The 17,245-nt window shown below is 37.9% G+C and carries 15 protein-coding genes; 9 read left to right on the top strand and 6 right to left on the bottom strand.

Annotated elements, in window-relative coordinates:
• Window positions 1-59: 59 nt before the first annotated feature.
• The gene (locus ACFRAE_RS06355; protein ID WP_422796291.1) at window positions 60-1,676 is read left to right on the top strand and encodes an ABC-F family ATP-binding cassette domain-containing protein; all 1,617 of its coding nucleotides are present in this window, start codon (window positions 60-62) and stop codon (window positions 1,674-1,676) included.
• 146 nt (window positions 1,677-1,822) lie between these two features.
• Here the strand turns inward: ACFRAE_RS06355 and tsf are convergent, their stop codons facing one another.
• The 4 genes from tsf to rplM form a co-directional block, all read right to left on the bottom strand.
• Window positions 1,823-2,659 carry a translation elongation factor Ts gene (gene tsf / locus ACFRAE_RS06350; RefSeq protein WP_422796290.1) on the bottom strand — a complete coding sequence of 279 codons (837 nt, stop codon included), beginning with the start codon at window positions 2,657-2,659 and terminating at the stop codon, window positions 1,823-1,825.
• A gap of 174 nt (window positions 2,660-2,833) precedes the next feature.
• Entirely contained in the window at window positions 2,834-3,640 is an 807-nt protein-coding gene (rpsB, locus tag ACFRAE_RS06345; RefSeq protein ID WP_422796289.1) for a 30S ribosomal protein S2, read from the bottom strand.
• Between the two features lie 17 nt (window positions 3,641-3,657).
• Window positions 3,658-4,044 (bottom strand): 30S ribosomal protein S9, encoded by a 387-nt coding sequence (gene rpsI / locus ACFRAE_RS06340; RefSeq protein ID WP_422796288.1) that lies wholly within the window; start codon window positions 4,042-4,044, stop codon window positions 3,658-3,660.
• Between the two features lie 11 nt (window positions 4,045-4,055).
• Window positions 4,056-4,499, bottom strand: a complete 444-nt coding sequence (gene rplM, locus ACFRAE_RS06335; RefSeq protein WP_149525068.1) for a 50S ribosomal protein L13 — start codon at window positions 4,497-4,499, stop codon at window positions 4,056-4,058.
• Window positions 4,500-4,977: 478 nt separating this feature from the next.
• Between rplM and ACFRAE_RS06330 the strand changes: the two genes are divergently transcribed.
• The 5 genes from ACFRAE_RS06330 (at window position 4,978) to ACFRAE_RS06310 (ending at window position 10,709) form a co-directional block, all read left to right on the top strand.
• Window positions 4,978-6,681, top strand: a complete 1,704-nt coding sequence (locus ACFRAE_RS06330; protein WP_422796287.1) for a tetratricopeptide repeat protein — start codon at window positions 4,978-4,980, stop codon at window positions 6,679-6,681.
• Window positions 6,659-7,444, top strand: a complete 786-nt coding sequence (locus ACFRAE_RS06325) for a DUF4292 domain-containing protein (RefSeq protein ID WP_422796286.1) — start codon at window positions 6,659-6,661, stop codon at window positions 7,442-7,444. Before ACFRAE_RS06330 ends, ACFRAE_RS06325 begins: the two co-directional genes overlap by 23 nt.
• A gap of 109 nt (window positions 7,445-7,553) precedes the next feature.
• Window positions 7,554-8,831 (top strand): peptidoglycan DD-metalloendopeptidase family protein, encoded by a 1,278-nt coding sequence (locus tag ACFRAE_RS06320; protein WP_422796285.1) that lies wholly within the window; start codon window positions 7,554-7,556, stop codon window positions 8,829-8,831.
• A gap of 76 nt (window positions 8,832-8,907) precedes the next feature.
• Window positions 8,908-9,117: a Sec-independent protein translocase subunit TatA/TatB gene (locus tag ACFRAE_RS06315; protein WP_422796284.1), complete on the top strand. Its 210-nt coding sequence runs from the start codon at window positions 8,908-8,910 to the stop codon at window positions 9,115-9,117.
• A 149-nt stretch (window positions 9,118-9,266) separates the two neighbouring features.
• Window positions 9,267-10,709, top strand: coding sequence for a LysM peptidoglycan-binding domain-containing protein (locus tag ACFRAE_RS06310; RefSeq protein ID WP_422796283.1), 1,443 nt, complete (start codon window positions 9,267-9,269; stop codon window positions 10,707-10,709).
• 46 nt (window positions 10,710-10,755) lie between these two features.
• On the opposite strand, the gene ACFRAE_RS06305 is transcribed toward ACFRAE_RS06310, so the two are convergent.
• Window positions 10,756-11,271: a phosphoribosyltransferase family protein gene (locus tag ACFRAE_RS06305; protein WP_422796282.1), complete on the bottom strand. Its 516-nt coding sequence runs from the start codon at window positions 11,269-11,271 to the stop codon at window positions 10,756-10,758.
• A gap of 107 nt (window positions 11,272-11,378) precedes the next feature.
• On the bottom strand, window positions 11,379-11,954 hold the full coding sequence (locus tag ACFRAE_RS06300) for a C40 family peptidase (protein ID WP_422796281.1): 576 nt from the start codon (window positions 11,952-11,954) through the stop codon (window positions 11,379-11,381).
• 482 nt (window positions 11,955-12,436) lie between these two features.
• Between ACFRAE_RS06300 and thrA the strand changes: the two genes are divergently transcribed.
• The 3 genes from thrA to thrC are packed head-to-tail and all read left to right on the top strand — an operon-like array spanning window position 12,437 to window position 17,228.
• Window positions 12,437-14,884, top strand: coding sequence for a bifunctional aspartate kinase/homoserine dehydrogenase I (gene thrA / locus ACFRAE_RS06295; protein ID WP_422796280.1), 2,448 nt, complete (start codon window positions 12,437-12,439; stop codon window positions 14,882-14,884).
• Between the two features lie 29 nt (window positions 14,885-14,913).
• Entirely contained in the window at window positions 14,914-15,915 is a 1,002-nt protein-coding gene (locus tag ACFRAE_RS06290; protein ID WP_422796279.1) for a homoserine kinase, read from the top strand.
• Between the two features lie 5 nt (window positions 15,916-15,920).
• Window positions 15,921-17,228, top strand: a complete 1,308-nt coding sequence (gene thrC, locus ACFRAE_RS06285; RefSeq protein WP_422796278.1) for a threonine synthase — start codon at window positions 15,921-15,923, stop codon at window positions 17,226-17,228.
• Window positions 17,229-17,245 lie beyond the last annotated feature (17 nt).

Below are 17,245 nucleotides of genomic sequence, written 5' to 3'. Positions count from 1 at the left end.
ATGTAAGATTCCTTCTTTCCGCAAAAATCAAGTTATCGTTTGAATTATTCTTTCAAACTATGGTTTTACCCTTAGCGAAAAGAGCAATGCTTTTATTAAAACAAGCCACCTACATACATCCCAATAAAGATATCCTCTTTGAGGAGTTAGATTTCTTGGTTCAAGACCAAGAAAAAGTTGCCCTTATAGGCCAAAATGGTATAGGAAAGTCGAGCCTTTTGAAAATATTGGCTGGTCAAATTACGCTGAACAAAGGTGATTACCTAGCGAATTCAACCCCTTATTATATCCCTCAATTGCATGAATCCATTCCGAATCAAACGGTTGCAGATGTCCTGGGCTTAAGCAAGAAATTACAGGCATTAGATGCCATTTTAGCTGGTGAGTTGGATCCGACTTGGTATGATCTATTAAATGACGATTGGACGATTGAGGAGCGTAGTATGCAGGCTTTTCAATATTGGCAATTGGAAGACATTCGTTTGAAGGATTCGTTTCATAAGCTTAGTGGTGGTCAGAAAACAAAGGTTTTTCTGGCAGGAATCCAAATTTTTGATCCTGATATTATTTTAATGGATGAGCCGAGTAATCATTTGGACCAAGAGGGTCGGGAATTGCTTTACCAATGGGTAGCAAGTACCTCAAAATCCATAGTGCTGGTTAGTCATGATCGTAATTTGTTGAACTTATTTCCGCATGTGGCAGCCATGAGCGCTAAAGGCATAACGCATTTTGGGGGTAACTACGACTTTTACGAAGAGCAAAAAACAATTCAACGGAATGCATTGGATCAACAACTTCAGGCAAGTCAAAAGGAATTGCGAAAAGCGAAAGAGAAAGAACGGGAAAGTTTGGAAAGGCAACAAAAGTTGAATGCAAGAGGGAAGGGAAAGCAGGAAAAATCGGGGCTTTCTCGAATTATGATGAATACCTTAAAGAACAATGCTGAAAATAGCAGTGCCAAATTAAAAGGGATCCATCAAGAAAAAATTCTGGGTATCCAACAGCAAGTGCAGGATTTACGAAATAATGCATTACACTTAGATCAAATGCAATTTGACTTTAAGCGTTCTCATTTGGCAATCGGCAAGGTAATATTGGAGGGGAAGGATATTCAATACCAGATTAGGGCGAAGAATTTATGGCGGAATGCTTTAAATTTTCAAATAAAACAGGGAAGTCGTTGGGAAATAGCCGGAAGAAATGGTTCAGGGAAAACAACCTTGATCAAATTATTACTTCAGCAGGTACAAGCGAGTTCAGGAAGTTTATTCTCCCGTGAATTTAGTTCGCTATACATCGATCAGGATTATTCCATTATCCAATCCAAGCTGAGTATCTATGAAATGGCTCAATCGTTCAACGACGCTGGACTGGCGGAGCATGAAATTAAAATCAGGTTAAACCGATTTCTTTTTCCCAGAGATACATGGAATAAACCTTGTGAGGTACTTAGTGGTGGAGAACGGATGCGATTGTTATTGTGCAGTATGAGTATTGCACAGCAAGCTCCTGATTTAATCATCTTGGATGAACCTAGCAATAATATAGATATTCAAAATATGGATATCTTGACGAATGCGCTCAACCAATTTGAGGGCACTATTGTTTTGGTAAGTCACGATGCCTATTTCAAAAATACATTAGGAATATCCGAAACGCTGCTGCTGCAGTAATTGCAAGGCAAGGGTATTCTTAGGTAGCTCAGAGCTTGCGTAGACTAGGCCTGTTATTGCTTAAGGGATAGCGATCATCGGTACAGGGTAGCCCATAAAAAAAGGGCTTGATTATTCATCAAGCCCTTTTTTTATAAAGTATAAGCTTACGCTCCTAATTGTACGCGTTTGAATGCAGTAACAGTTAATCCTTTTTCTACTGAATCAAGGAATTGAGCGATATTTTTTGAAGAATCTTTTACAAACTCTTGGTTTAATAAAGTAGATTCTTTGTAGAATTTGTTCAATTTACCTGCAGCAATTTTCTCAACCATTTCTTCTGGTTTACCTTCTGCACGGATTTGCTCTTTCGCAATTTCTAATTCACGCTCGATAGTTTTAGTATCAACACCATCTTTATCGATAGCTACTGGGTTCATAGCAGCGATTTGCATAGCCACATCTTTTCCAGCTTCTTCAGCCGCATCAACAGCTGCAGAAAGACCTACTAATACACCTAAACGGTAGTTACCGTGGATATAGGCTACAACTTTCTCCGCACTTACAGATTCGAATTTAGATACATCAATTTTCTCACCAATAGTACCTGTTTTAGAAATCAAAAGATCAGCGATTTTCTCACCATCAATTTCGATTGCTTTTAAATCTTCTAAAGATGCAGGCGTGTTCGCTAATGCAGCATCAGCTACAGATTCTGCGAAAGCGATAAAGTCTGCGTTTTTAGCTACGAAGTCAGTTTCGCAGTTTACTTCAACAACGATACCTGATTTACCATCAGCAGAAGCTTTAGCAATAATCACACCTTCGTTAGAATCACGGTCTTGACGGCTTGCAGCAACTTTAGCACCTTTTTTACGTAGGTAGTCAACAGCAGCTTCGAAGTCACCATTAGCTTCGATAAGCGCTTTTTTACAATCCATCATACCTGCGCCAGTTTGTTGACGCAATTTGTTTACATCTGATGCAGAAATTTGTACTGACATAGTATTTTTTTTTATTAAAATTACAATTGATATGTTAACATGCTTTTGTTAAATAAATAACGGTATGTTAACTTTTTAGTTAAGAACAAAAAAACCGGACAGATTGGAAGGATCAAGGAAGCTTATCTTCCAGAAACCAACACAAGTCTATCCGGCTTTATAAAATAGAATATATTATTCTACGTCTTTTGCTTTACGAGTGCGTTTTCCTGGAGCAGCTTCTGTTGCTTCACCATTATCAACTGAAGCTTTAGCAGCTGCAGCTTCTTTTTCCGCATCTTCTTCTTTATCGCGTTTGCGTTCTTCCAAACCTTCAACGATAGCTTTCCCGATAACACCTGCAATTAAACTGATGGATTTAGTCGCATCATCATTTGCTGGAATAGGGAAGTCAATGTTTGTAGGGTCAGAGTTGGTATCTACCATGGCAAACGTAGGGATGTTCAATTTCAATGCTTCAGCTACCGCGATGTGTTCTTTTTTCACATCGATGATAAATAAAGCTGCTGGTAAACGGTTCAAATCAGCAATACCTCCTAAAAGGTTTTCTAATTTGATACGCTCACGTTGAATCATCAATTTTTCTTTTTTAGACAATACATCGTAAGTGCCATCTTTTTGCATTTTATCGATGTTCGCCATTTTCTTGATTGACTTACGTACAGTAGCGAAGTTGGTAAGCATACCACCTAACCAACGCTCTGTTACGAAAGGCATATTAACCGCTTTCGCTTGTTCAGCAATAATTTCTTTTGCTTGTTTTTTCGTAGCTACGAATAATACTTTACGACCTGATTTTACGATTTGTTTGATTGCTGAAGCAGCCTCATCTAATTTCGTAATAGTTTTGTTCAAATCGATAATATGGATTCCATTGCGTTCCATGAAAATGTACTTCGCCATTTTCGGGTCCCACTTGCGAGTAAGGTGACCAAAGTGAACACCTGCATCCAATAATTCTTGATATGTTGCTCTTGCCATTTTTTGATCCTCCTAAATTAACGTTTACTGAATTGGAATCTTCTACGTGCTTTACGACGTCCTGGTTTCTTACGCTCAACCATACGGTCATCACGAGTCATTAAACCTTTCGCACGTAAAGCTGGTTTTACTTCTGGGTTAAGTTCTACTAAAGCTTTAGCAATTGCTAAACGTACTGCCTCAGCTTGTCCTTTTACCCCACCACCTTGAACGTTAACATTGATGTCAAAATTTGCAAGTGATTCAGCAACTAATAAAGATTGAGTTGCGATGTATTGCAAAGGTAATGTAGGAAAATATTCCTTATAGTCTTTACCATTAATGGTAATGTTACCGCTACCAGCCGCTAAGTAGATGCGGGCAACAGCAGTTTTTCTTCTTCCTGAAGTGTTAGTTGTTGACATAATCGATCTCCTTAAAATTTAACTGGTTTTGGATTCTGTGCTTCATGTTTGTGCTCTGAACCTGCATAAACAAAAAGGTTTTTGAATAATTGACGACCTAAACGGTTTTTAGGTAACATACCACGTACCGCTTTCTCAATGATGCGCTCTGGGTGTTTAGCCATTAATTCTTTAGGAGAAACGAAACGTTGACCACCTGGGTAGCCTGTGTAGCGAACATAAACTTTGTCGCCTAATTTGTTTCCTGTCAATTTAATTTTGTCTGCGTTGATAACAATCACGTTATCTCCACAGTCTACGTGTGGGGTAAATGTTGGCTTATGCTTTCCACGAATCACTTTCGCAATTTCGCTTGCTAAGCGCCCCAAAATCTCGCCTTCAGCGTCAACAACGATCCATTCCTTGTTAACGGTGTTCTTGTTAGCAGAGACAGTTTTGTAACTTAACGTATTCACTTGCTTTTATTTAATTAATTAATAATGTTGTAAATCCTATTGTAATCCCTACAATTAGGTCTGCAAAGGTACAATAATAATATTTAATTAACAAAGAGATATTTAGAAAATATTTAGCCTCCCAACTTGCTTGAATGGAGTTTTGGATGGATTGGAATAATTGCCTCATTTTTTAACGAACGCCAGTACATATGCTCCTGTTTTGTAGTAAAGTAGAATTCCTTTTCACGTTATTTTTTAAATCGACTAGTTATCGGTTTTTATGGCTAAGCTTTTCTACGCTTGCTCAGGATAGGGCGTGCTTTTGAGCTCGAAATGGGGCCATGTTTTGGAATGGGAAAACTTTATTTAACATATATTAAGGTTATCCTTTTAAACTTTTCTGCATTTTTGCGCTCTTTAATATTAATTTATTATCTTGACTAAGGTATTGAAAATCGATACAAGAGGAATACATAGATATCTTAACAAAAAAAGAATGAGAAGAGTTTTAGGCTGGAAAGTTGTGGCATGTGCGATGTTATTTTTTGGTCAACAATTGATGGCGCAAGAGGTGAACCAAGATCAAGCCTATAAAGAACAATTGGCCATGATTGAGGCTCAGTTGAAACGTGGGGAAATTAATGCAGCATTGCAACAAATTGAAGAAAGTATTTTAAAGTACCCTAAAGCTGCCGAAATATATTACGCGAAGTCTTTACTATATGCACAAGCGAGAAACTTGGAGGTGGCGATTGCTGCCGCTAAGGATGCAGTAACTTTTGCTCCTGAAAACCTAACCTTTGCGAATCACTTATTGGACCTTTATAAGGGTAGTGGTGATTTAGAGTCGGCGGTTGGTTTGCTGGATAAGGTGATTGAAACTAAACCTAATAATCGAGAAATATACCGGGAAAAAATCATGTTGCTTCATGCCGGCAAGAAATCGGATGCCGCATTGCAGGTTTATGATTTGGCTAAAGGTAAGTTTGGGGAGTCGGATACGTTAGATGTGCTTAAAGCCGAGATCTTAATGGATTTGAAGAAAGAGGATGAAGCAATTCAAATTCTGAATAATTGGCGGGCAAAGAAATCTCAAATCAGGCAAGTATATAGCAGTTTAGGGTATATTTATTTGGATAAAAACAGGGCAAAAGAGGCCTTACCCGTACTGGAAGAGGGCTTGTTAAATGCGAAGGATGACCTACTTTACTTGGACTTGGCGGATGTACATTCGGCAATGAAAAAGAACGATCTAGCGTTCGTGAATCTGCAAAAAGCCTTTGCGTCTAAGCAAATAAATTTTGCGGAAAAACATCGGGCGATGTTAAATGTTTTGAATAGTAAGGGCACCTTTAATATGGTTCAAAAACAGGATTTGGCCAATAGCTTAGTTTTAAATCATCCAAGAATTCCAGATAGCCACATGTTCAAAGGAGATTTGATGTGGCAAAATGGGGAATTACCGGAAGCAAAATCCTTGTATTTAACGACGGTGAGTATGCAACCACAGCATGTGGATGCCTGGCGGAAACTGTTAAACGTCGAAATCGCAATGAATGATTTGGATAACGCAATAGTGGATGGTCACGAAGCGTTAAAATACAATCCTGGTAATGTGGTGCTGACCTATTTTGTTGGTGTTGCATACATGATTAAAAAGGATTCCTTGAATGCTAGACAATACTTAGAAGGGGCATTGAACCAAAGCGCCAATGAAAATCCTTTTGTTCAATCGATGATTTATGGTTCGCTAGGTGATTTATACCATGAATTGAAGTTGGAATCTGCTTCGGATGTGGCTTATGAGGAGGCTATCCGCTTAGATAGCACGAATGTTAGTGCGATGAATAATTTGGCGTATTATTTATCCTTGAGAAAGAAAGAGTTGGAAAAAGCAGCTTCTTACGCAAAGCGGGCTGTGGAATTAGATCCTCAATCTGGAACTTTTCAAGATACCTATGCCTGGGTGTTATTTCAACAAGGAGATTATTCACAAGCACTTCATTGGATTGAGGAAGCTATAAAAAACAGTTCGGAGTCGGCTGTATTGTATGAGCATTATGGGGATATTCTCGTAAAATCCGGAAAAACTAAGGATGCAATAAAGCAATGGACCAAAGCGTTGACTTTAGCAGATCAAACGGCTATCGATCAGGAAAAGATAAAATTGAAGATCAGTGAAAAGAAATATATTGAATAAACTGTTGTCGGGACTGTTTATGCTGTTGATTCTGACAGCATGTGCTAGCAAAAAGAAAGTCGTGAAAACGGATCCTCATTTAGCTGTAGCAAATTCCCATGTGGAAATGATCAAAAATTTTGAATTGAGTAATCTTGATTTTCACACGTTTAGCGGGAAAGCGAAAGCGAAAGTAGAAATGGGCAAGGAATCGCATAATGTCAATTTGAACATCCGAATGGATCGTGGTAAAACCATTTGGATTTCTGTAACAGCACTGTTGGGTATCGAAGCTGCCCGCGTGATTATCACTCCGGATAGTGTGAGGATAATGAATAAAATGCAAGGAGAATATATTGCAAAACCATTTTCCTACATCTATAAGTATGTCAATCCAGGGATTAGTTTCGCTATGCTTCAAGATATCTTTATGGGCAATATCACCGTAGATCTGTTACGTACAGATCAATTGCAGGTAGCCAATAGTGTTGACGATATTCAACTGATCGGTATAAAAGATGGACTTACTTTTCATTATGGTGTTAAAACTAATAATCGGCCTTTTTCGTTTAACCTAATGGAATTGGGGAAAAACCGAAAAATGGAAACCTATTATGGGGATTTTGCGGAATCTGATGGGTATAATTTTCCTGAACGATTCACGTTAAGTATTGAAGGGGATGATGTGAAACTGGGAGCAGATTTAGTGTATAATAAAATAGAATTTAATAAAGCTTTGGAACTTCCATTTAATGTTCCTTCCAGGTATAAGGTTATCAATTAATAAGCGACGAGGCTGTTCTTAAATAAAATTAAGTTAATATTGTCTTTATATAAACTATATCCTTATTTTTGGAAGTTTTATTTAGCTATAAGCAAGAATTTAGTGGTTCATGGATATTAAAAAGATCGTATTAAGTATATTTTCTGTTTTTCTTTTTGTAGGAATAAGTTTCGGGCAAAGCAGTTTGGAACTAAAAAAGCAACGGGAAAAGATTGATCAGGAAATTGCGGAACTCCAAAAAATATTGAGTGCAAAGACTCAAGAGAAGTTGTTATCCCAACGGGAAGTGACGGCATTGAGCAAGCAATTGAATTTAAGGGAGGATAAAATAAGCACCATGAATAGTGAGTTGCGTATTATCAATAATAATATAAACTCCAATAATAAGATCGTGGACAAGCTCCAAGAAGAGCTTGAAAAAATGAAGAATGATTATGAAAAGATGATTCTTTTCGCCTTCAGAAATAAAAATGGCTACAACAAAATGATGTTCATTTTTGCTTCTAAGGATTTTAATCAGGCATTCAAACGGGTGAAATATTTGCAACAGTTTAACGATGCCCGTAAGGTTAAGGTTTCGGAAATTGAAGGGCATAAGAAACAAATTGAACTGAAATTAGCGCAGTTGCAACGGGATAAACAAACCCAACAAGCCTTGTTAAAAGAGCAACAGGTCGAGCGCAATACCATAGCGAAAGATAAGGCGGCGCATTCTCAAGAATTAAATCAATTGGCGAAAGAGGAGCGAAGCTTCCGAGGCCAGTTGACCAAAAAACAGCAAGAAAAGAAAAGGTTGGAAGCGGCATTGAAAGCAGCTATCGCAAGAGAAGTGGAAGCGGCTCGGAAATTGGCTGAAGAAAAACGTAGGCGAGAGGCTGAAGCGGAAGCGAAGAAATCGGGTACTACCGTAGCTGAAGCGGAAAAGAAAATAGAGAAAAAAACAGGCTCAGCAGTATTGAATAATACCCCAGAGGCTGCGAAATTATCGGCAGGATTTCAGTCTAACCGTGGTCGTTTGCCTTGGCCAGTATCGCAAGGTAATATCGTGAGAAATTACGGAAACGCCCTAGTGGAACGTGGGGTGCATGACTTCTACGATTATATACGGATTCGCACGGGTGATAATGCCCAAGTGAAATCCATATTTGAAGGGGTAGTAATGCAAGTGGTGGATATCGGTACTATTGGAGTGGTTGTACAGCATGGTGAGTTTTTTACAATCTACTCGAACTTAAAAACCTCTTCGGTACGTAAGGGGCAAAAGATTTCTACAGGGACGGTAATAGGTACAGCAGACCACGACGGGGAGGAAGGATTTTCTTACGTAGATTTAAGTGTTTATAAAGGGCAAACCGCCATGAATCCAGTGCAGTGGATAGCAAGATAGTTACATGGTTTTTAGAATAATATAACTATATTTGTTAGATATACAGTTTAGAAAAGAATAAGTAATTAAATAGAATATGTACACATCAGGATTATTATTTATCGGTACTAATGAAATTATTATCATTGTTGTATTAGCTTTATTGTTATTTGGGGGTAAGAAAATTCCTGAATTAATGCGTGGGTTAGGTCGTGGCGTAAAAGAATTTAAAGAAGGTCAGAAAGAAGATGGTTCTGCCGAAAATACTACTAACGCGAAAAATGATGTTGCTAATAAACAACAATAATAATATTCAGTAAAGACTTTGAAAAGTTTCATTAAACAAGCGCGTTTAATGAAACTTTTTATTTTAAGCTAACCAATCCATGGTTTGCACCTAATTCGCCAACGATAAGCGAAGAACTAACACAAAGGTGAATAGTATCAACACTACTTATGAACAAAAATATTAGTTTCCTAGTGACAATAGGCTTCAGTGTCTTAACTAAATTTGGACTAGCCCAACAACATCAATTAGCTCCTGCACAAGTTTCAGAAAACCTGCAAAGCACGGTTATCGAACAAATGCACAAGGAGCGCCAACGAGTTTTTTCTGAATTGGATGCAGATAATCAGTCGGAGGTTAGTTTTAGCCAGGATGACGTGCTTATTTCCCAGCGTATTCAACGCTTGCAAAAAACGGTTCCCTTAGTTTACAATGCGAAAGTAAAAGCTTATTTGGATAAGTATATTTCCAAAAATTATAAGCCCTATATCGAGAAATTATTAGGTCTGGGAAATTATTATTTCCCAATCTATGATCAAATATTCGAGGAAAACGGGATTCCGAATGAAGTCAAATACCTTTCGGTGGTAGAATCATCTTTAAGCCCTCATACGGTTTCTACATCGGGTGCTGTTGGTTTATGGCAGTTTGTTTATGGTACAGCAAAGTCTTATCATTTTCAGATGGATGCTAATTTTGATGAGCGTAAAGATGTGTATGCAAGTACTTATGCGGTTTCGGATTACTTGAAAGAAGCTTATGGAGAGTTTGATGATTGGTTGCTTGCCTTGGCATCTTATAATTGTGGGCGTGGCTGTGTACGAAGAGCGATAATACGTTCTGGTTTACATAATCCGACTTATTGGGAGTTATCTCCGTTTTTACCTAAGGAAACTCAAAACTATATTCCGAAATTTATTGCGATGACTTATGTGATGAATCATGCGCAGAATTATAATTTGAGTGCAACGGATCCTCAACTTGGGGATGACCATAAGATTATGATGGTACAGCATTCGATAAGTCTTGAGCAATTGGCAAAGAGTTTAGGCTTTGCTCCTGACATGATTAAAGAGCTGAATCCAGCGTATAAAAAAGCTTATATTTCGGCTAGTGCTGAGAAACCAAAACGCTTAATTATTCCTTATCAGGAGCAGTTTTCTGATTCGTTGATATATGCAACCATCCATCATCCAGGCGCTGTTAAAGTAGCTGAAGCGGCTAGTCTTACAGCGAAGGAAAAGACACACTTGGTCAAGCGTGGGGAATCGCTAGCCAGCATAGCAAAGAAATACGAGGTGTCTGTTCAAAATCTTAAAGCATGGAACGACCTGTCCTCGAAATCATCAATCGTAGGAAAAACCTTAGTTATACAGGATGAATTGGATAAGGAGTTGACGACCCATGTGTTGTCGGCCAACTTGAAGAAGGAGTCCAAGAAAAAATCAAATCCTACTTATTTAACGTATACGGTAAGAAAAGGGGATACCTTGTCGGATATCGCACAGAAATATAAAGGTTCTACCGTTTCTAGATTGAAATCAGATAATAATTTAAAAGGATCTGCTTTGAGAATCGGTCAGAAAATTAAAGTTTATAAAGGAAATGGATAATAAGGACTAATTTCATGTTCCTAGTACAACCTAAAAAAGATGCGGTCTATGATAAATAGGCCGCATCTTCTTGTTGATCATATTCTTCTAAGACCACTTCTACATGTTCTTTCAAAATTGTAGATAGTTTTAAGCCGTAGTAATCGCTAAAGACAGGGAATTGATGGTGGCTTCGGTCGATGAGAACTGCTGTCCGCATACGCTTTAAAGGAACATTTAGAAACACGCCTAAACCGTATGCTAGGGTTCTTCCACTATTCAATACATCATCGATTAAAATAACGACCTTATCTTTTACTGTTTCAATAGGTAAGTCTGTTTTGGATTCTAAACTACGTTTAGTCTTTTGAATGGTGACTTTTATTAACTCAATTTGCTTGGAAGGTGCAATTTCTTGCAGGAGCTTTTGAAGGCGTTGTGCAAATACATAGCCTCGATCTGCAATTCCTACCAGTACAATAGCTGGTTCGTCAAAATTATCTTCGATGATTTGATAGGCAATGCGTCTGGACTTTTGTAGAATTTGCCCTTTGTTTAATATAAGTGTTTTTTTTGCTGACATTATAGCGCTGTTATTCCAATCGTAAATTTAGCAAATCTTTTAAAAACAAAAGTCTGAAAGTATCGACTTTCAGACTTTTGTTGTAAATTTTATTTCAAGAACAGATTCTAGTTCAAATTATCTTTTTTGTTGCCATTGGCATCTGCCGTCATGGTTGGGCTTTCATCTAATTTTGGACGACCTCCATTATAAAAATATCGTCTCCAATAAGCCTCATTTAAATTGCTAATCATCACACCATTGCTGGATGAAGCATGTGCAAATTTATCATCGCCCATATATACTCCTACATGAGTGATACTTCTGCTTCTAATTTTGAAGAACACTAAATCTCCTGGTTGTAACTCTCCTTTACGTACGGGTGTTACATTAGACCATTGATTTTTGCTGTTATAGCCAATTGTTGTATTGAATACATTTTCATACAAGGCTAAAGAGAACTTCGAACAATCAATTCCACGCTTTGAATCTCCACCTAAACGATATGGAGTTCCTAACCATTCATATACAAATTGATAAAGTTTCGTATTCGCGGTAGCATTTACTGCTACACCCATTATTTGTGAGAAGTATTCTTTGGCTAGATTATCAGGGTCAGTTGACTTTTGTTGACTGGTTTGTGCCTGCGAGTATAGACATAAGCCTATGAAGAGCATGACTGCCACTAGTTTCTTTGTTTTCATTAAATCGCTTTTTTTTACAACCATAAGCTTATCAAATCGTTAGCAATTACGTTAATTTTCTAACAAGCTGAAGCAAATGTAATACATACTGTATAGAAATCAAAACATTTTAATGACTTTTTAACATACTCTTAACAATTTTAACACTTCTAATTTTGGGTATTTCTTTTATAAAACCGCATATTTATGGAACGAACAGTGAAATAAAATTGTTTTAATAGTATGGGGCTTACTTTTGGAAAAAAAATAACAAAAGTTGGTATTTTTAAAAATATTAATAATATATTTGGTCATTCAAAATAAAATTCATGAATTTTAACACTATTATTACTACAATTATTATTACCACCGGGCATAATCTCAGGAGGAAGTAAATCTATTGTATAGTATATAGTACATATAAAAGAAGCCTTCCTCCATCGGGGAAGGCTTCTTTATTATATAGCAACAAACTAACAGAATATAAACAGAGGAAAGAACACATGAAAATTTTAAAATTTGGCGGGACATCCGTAGGTTCCGTAGAAAGTATCCAAGCTGTATTGAAGATTGTAAAGACATCGTATGATGCTGGTGAAAAGCCTTTAGTTGTATTATCGGCTATGTCAGGAATTACGAATCTTTTGACCAAAATGGCAGAAGATGCTGCCGAGGGTAAATCTTTTAGCACAGACTTGAAAACCTTAGAAGATCGGCATTTTGAAGTGGTGAAGAAATTAATAGCCATTAAATTTCAAAATCCTGTATTGACGAAGCTGAAATTATTGGTGAATGAATTGGAAGATCTTTTACAAGGTGTGAATGCTTTGCGCGAGTTGAGCAATCAAAGTAAAGATTTGATTATTTCATATGGGGAGCGCTGTAGCAATTATTTGGTTTCTAAAATTATGGAACAAGAGGTTGCTGATGCTTTATACATCAATGCGTCTCATTATGTAAAAACAGATTCTAATTTTGGAAATGCACATTTGAATGAGGAACTCAGTAATCAACTGATTCAAGCATTGGCACAGACGCATTCGGATAAATTACTTTTTGTAACGGGTTTTATTGGTTCAAACGATGCGGGAAGGATTACGACTTTAGGTCGTGGAGGTTCGGATTATACCGCTGCGATTTTTGGTTCGGTTTTGAATGCTTCGGCAATTGAAATATGGACGGATGTAAATGGTATGTTGACTGCTGATCCTCGGATTGTAAAAAAAGCGTTTTCACTTCCTATTTTATCGTATACGGAAGCAATGGAATTATCTTATTTTGGAGCGAAGGTTATTTATCCTCCAACAATGGTTCCTGCTTTTATGAAGAAGATTCCTATTGTGATACGCAATACCTTTCAGCCGGAATTTCCAGGGACGGTGATTCAATTTGAAAGTGGAAAATCTGATTTCCCAATTAAGGGGATATCTTCTATATCGGATGTTTCGGTAATCAATTTAACGGGTTCTGGTATGGTGGGTAAATCAGGCTTTAGCGGTCGATTATTTACCTTGTTGGCTCGTGAGATGATTAATGTGATTTTAATTACGCAGTCTTCGTCTGAACACAGCATAACCTTTGCTGTGAATCCTAGTGATGCTCAAAAGGCGGTTCAATTAATCGCTTCGGAATTTGAGTTAGAATTATTGGCTAATAAATTGGCGGCTCCAATTGTGGAAGAAGATTTGTCTATCCTAGCAATTGTAGGTGAAAATATGAAACGTACTCCAGGTATGTCTGGTAAATTGTTTCACTCGTTGGGTAGAAATGGTATCAACGTGCGTGCTATCGCTCAAGGTTCTTCGGAGTTTAATATTTCAGTTATCATCAATAAAGAGGATTTATCGAAAGCATTAAATGCTGTTCACGATGCTTTCTTTGCCGAATTGAAAAAGACATTGTATGTGTTTAATGTGGGAACGGGAAATATTGGATCCACATTGTTTAGGCAATTGCACGAGCAACATGATTTCTTGTTAGATCATAACGATATCGAAATCAAAGTAGCTGGAATATCCAATTCACGGAAAATGTTATTTAATCCGGAAGGGATTGATTTATCAACTTGGGATACACAATTGGATGAAGGAGGTGAAGTTGCTGATTTGGGAACTTTCATTTCTAAAATGAAAGCTATGAATCTTCCAAATTGTGTATTCATTGATAACACAGCTAGTAAATTGCCTTCAAGTTATTACTTAGATATTTTTAAATCGAATATATCCATTGTTACTTGTAATAAAATTGCGAATTCTGGTAGTTTGGAACAATATAAATTGTTACATGAAACTGCGCGCAAGCATGGGGTCGATTTCTTTTATGAAACCAATGTGGGGGCTGGATTGCCTATCGTACGTGTATTGAAAGACTTAATGTTGTCTGGAGATCGATTGCTAAAAATTGAAGCGATATTATCGGGAACAATCTCTTATATCTTTAATAATTTCAAAGGAGATGCTTCTTTTTATGAGGTTGTGAAAAAGGCACAAGAGTTAGGATATACGGAGCCTGATCCTCGTGATGACTTGGGTGGTATAGATTTTATGAGAAAAATGCTTATCCTCGCTAGAGATGCAGGCAATAACATTGAGTCATCGGATGTTCAATTGGGGAATATCCTTCCTGAGAACTGCTTAAAAGCATCTTCAGTGGATGAATTTTATGTGGAGCTATTGAAATCGGAAGAATATTTCAATGATTTGAAGAATAAGGCGAATCAGGAAGCTAAGGTAATACGTTATATTGGTAAATTAGAAAATGGTCAAGTGTCTATAAACCTGGAGTTTGTAGATGAGTATCATCCATTCTATGCGCTTTCTGGAAGTGATAATATTATTTCATTTACCACAGAACGATATAAAGACCGCCCATTGGTAGTTAAAGGTCCTGGTGCTGGTGCTGAAGTAACTGCCGCTGGTGTATTTGCGGATTTAGTGAATGTAGGGGCTTAAGGGAAAACTGAAAAAAATAATAATTCAACATGTCTAATTTAGAAGTTCCTAGTTTAAAGGAAAATATTCATATAGATCAGTCTAAATGGCTGAAAGAAGTCCGTGTATTTGCGCCAGCTACGGTAGCGAATATGATTTGTGGCTTTGATGTTTTAGGTTTTGCGGTAGATGCGCCAGGCGATGAGGTTTTCATGCGTCAGGTGGCAGAAAAGGGCGTAAGAATCAAATCCATAGCAGGAGATGATGGTAGACTTCCATTGGATCCGGATAAAAATACCGTAAGTGCTTGTGTAAAGTTGTTATTGGCGGATTTAGGATTGACGGATGCTATCGGTATTGAAATTGAGTTGACTAAGCATATGCCTATTGGTTCTGGTTTAGGGTCTAGTTCGGCTAGTACGGTCGCAGGTTTATTTGCCATCAACGCTTTATTAGGAGAACCCTTAAGTAAAGATGCACTAATGCCTTATTGCGTGGAGGGAGAACGACTGGCTTGTGGACATGGGCATGCAGATAATGTGGCACCCGCATTGATGGGAGGAATCACTTTGATTCGTGGCTATGAGCCATTGGATATCATTGCTTTGCCTGTTCCAGAAGATTTAGTAGCGGGAATTGTATTTCCACAAGTGGATGTGCCTACCAGAGATGCTCGTCAATTGATAAAAGAGAAAGTTCGATTAAAAGATGCAGTAACGCAATGGGGAAATATTGCAGGCTTAATAGCGGGGCTTTTTCGTGCTGATTATGAACTTATCAGTCGCAGTATGCATGATGTATTAATTGAACCAACTCGTGCGATCTTAATTCCTGAGTTTTATGAAATGAAACGTATCGCATTGGAATCGAATGCCCTTTCTTTTGGGATCTCAGGATCTGGTCCTTCTGTTGTAGCGATCTGCAAGGGTAAGGAAGATGCGCAACTGGCAGTTGACCGCATTCAGGCGCACTTGGCAAAGCATGGCATTGAAAGTTTTCAATATGTTTCTGCAGTGAATACACAAGGTCCTAAACTTCTCAACAAATCTTAATTAACATGAAATTTTACAGTACAAATAATAAAGATTTACGCGTATCCTTCCAGGATGCGGTTTTCAATTCCCTGCCGCAAGATGGCGGTTTGTATATGCATGAGCATATCCCTCAACTTGATCCCTATTTTATTAAAAATATCCAACAATATTCCTTGCAAGAAATAGCATTCAAGATCGCACAAGCGATTATTGGGGACGATATTCCAGAGCAAGATTTAAAGAAAATAGTTTATGAAGCGATAGATTTTGACGCACCTGTTAAATTCCTTAATCCGGAGACTGCCGTCTTGGAACTATTCCATGGACCTAGCTATGCCTTCAAAGATTTTGGAGCACGTTTTATGAGCCGTGTGATGGGTTATTTTTCCAAGCAAGGAGATCAACTATTGGATGTGTTAGTAGCTACCTCAGGTGATACGGGAGGTGCGGTGGCCCTTGGCTTTCTAGGTGTAGCGGGAACTCGAGTGACCATTCTATATCCCAAGGGAAAAGTATCCAAAGTACAGGAAGAGCAATTAACCACTAACGGGCAAAATATCCGTGCGCTAGAAGTTGATGGTACTTTTGATGATTGTCAAGCATTGGTAAAGCAGGCTTTCAATGATGAGTTTCTTAATCAAGAGTTGCGGTTAACCTCCGCAAACTCAATCAATATAGCGCGATTAATTCCACAGACATTTTACTATTTCTGGACCTATGCACAATTACGTGCACAGGGCATCAATGAGGTTGTATTTACTGTACCTAGCGGTAATTTCGGTAATATCGCAGCGGGTTTATTGGCTCAACGTATGGGTTTGCCTGTAAAACATTTTGTTGCGGGAACAAATGTGAATGATACAGTTCCTCGCTTTTTATCTTCGGGAGCGTATGATCCAAAACCTTCCGTTCAAACCTTAGCGAACGCAATGGATGTAGGCAATCCAAGCAATTGGGTGCGTATTCAAGACTTGTTTGCACAGGATTTAACAGCATTAACCCAGCATATCAGCTCCTATACTTATGATGATGCAGAAACAGTTGCGGCGATGCAAGAGATCTTCCAACGCTATCAATATGTAGCCTGCCCACATACCGCCATAGCTTACTTAGCATCTGAAGCTTATAGAAAAGATCAACCGGGAGAATATGCGTCTGTGTTTTTATCGACAGCCCATCCTTGTAAATTTCCAGAAGCTATAGCGCCAGAAGTCTATAGCCAGGTGACTTTACCAAAAGGAGCAGCGCAATTTTCCAATAAGCCTAAACTTGCAACTGAGATGAACGTTAATTACGAACAATTCAAACAATATTTATTGGACAATCAATAACAACCGGTACTAATTTT

Origin of the sequence: Sphingobacterium sp. HJSM2_6 (genome assembly GCF_049316305.1) — a bacterium.
GTDB lineage: Bacteria > Bacteroidota > Bacteroidia > Sphingobacteriales > Sphingobacteriaceae > Sphingobacterium.
The sequence above is the reverse complement of the archived record's forward strand: the minus strand, read 5'-3'. Positions and strand labels throughout refer to the sequence as shown.

Coding starts and splice junctions, on each gene's coding strand:
- ACFRAE_RS06355 (WP_422796291.1), top strand. CDS start 60: ATGGTTTTACCCTTAGCGAAAAGAGCAATGCTTTTATTAAAACAAGCC.
- ACFRAE_RS06315 (WP_422796284.1), top strand. CDS start 8,908: ATGTACACATCAGGATTATTATTTATCGGTACTAATGAAATTATTATC.
- ACFRAE_RS06290 (WP_422796279.1), top strand. CDS start 14,914: ATGTCTAATTTAGAAGTTCCTAGTTTAAAGGAAAATATTCATATAGAT.
- rpsI (WP_422796288.1), bottom strand. CDS start 4,044: ATGTCAACAACTAACACTTCAGGAAGAAGAAAAACTGCTGTTGCCCGC.
- thrC (WP_422796278.1), top strand. CDS start 15,921: ATGAAATTTTACAGTACAAATAATAAAGATTTACGCGTATCCTTCCAG.
- ACFRAE_RS06310 (WP_422796283.1), top strand. CDS start 9,267: ATGAACAAAAATATTAGTTTCCTAGTGACAATAGGCTTCAGTGTCTTA.
- ACFRAE_RS06305 (WP_422796282.1), bottom strand. CDS start 11,271: ATGTCAGCAAAAAAAACACTTATATTAAACAAAGGGCAAATTCTACAA.
- ACFRAE_RS06330 (WP_422796287.1), top strand. CDS start 4,978: ATGAGAAGAGTTTTAGGCTGGAAAGTTGTGGCATGTGCGATGTTATTT.
- ACFRAE_RS06320 (WP_422796285.1), top strand. CDS start 7,554: ATGGATATTAAAAAGATCGTATTAAGTATATTTTCTGTTTTTCTTTTT.
- rpsB (WP_422796289.1), bottom strand. CDS start 3,640: ATGGCAAGAGCAACATATCAAGAATTATTGGATGCAGGTGTTCACTTT.
- tsf (WP_422796290.1), bottom strand. CDS start 2,659: ATGTCAGTACAAATTTCTGCATCAGATGTAAACAAATTGCGTCAACAA.
- ACFRAE_RS06300 (WP_422796281.1), bottom strand. CDS start 11,954: ATGAAAACAAAGAAACTAGTGGCAGTCATGCTCTTCATAGGCTTATGT.
- thrA (WP_422796280.1), top strand. CDS start 12,437: ATGAAAATTTTAAAATTTGGCGGGACATCCGTAGGTTCCGTAGAAAGT.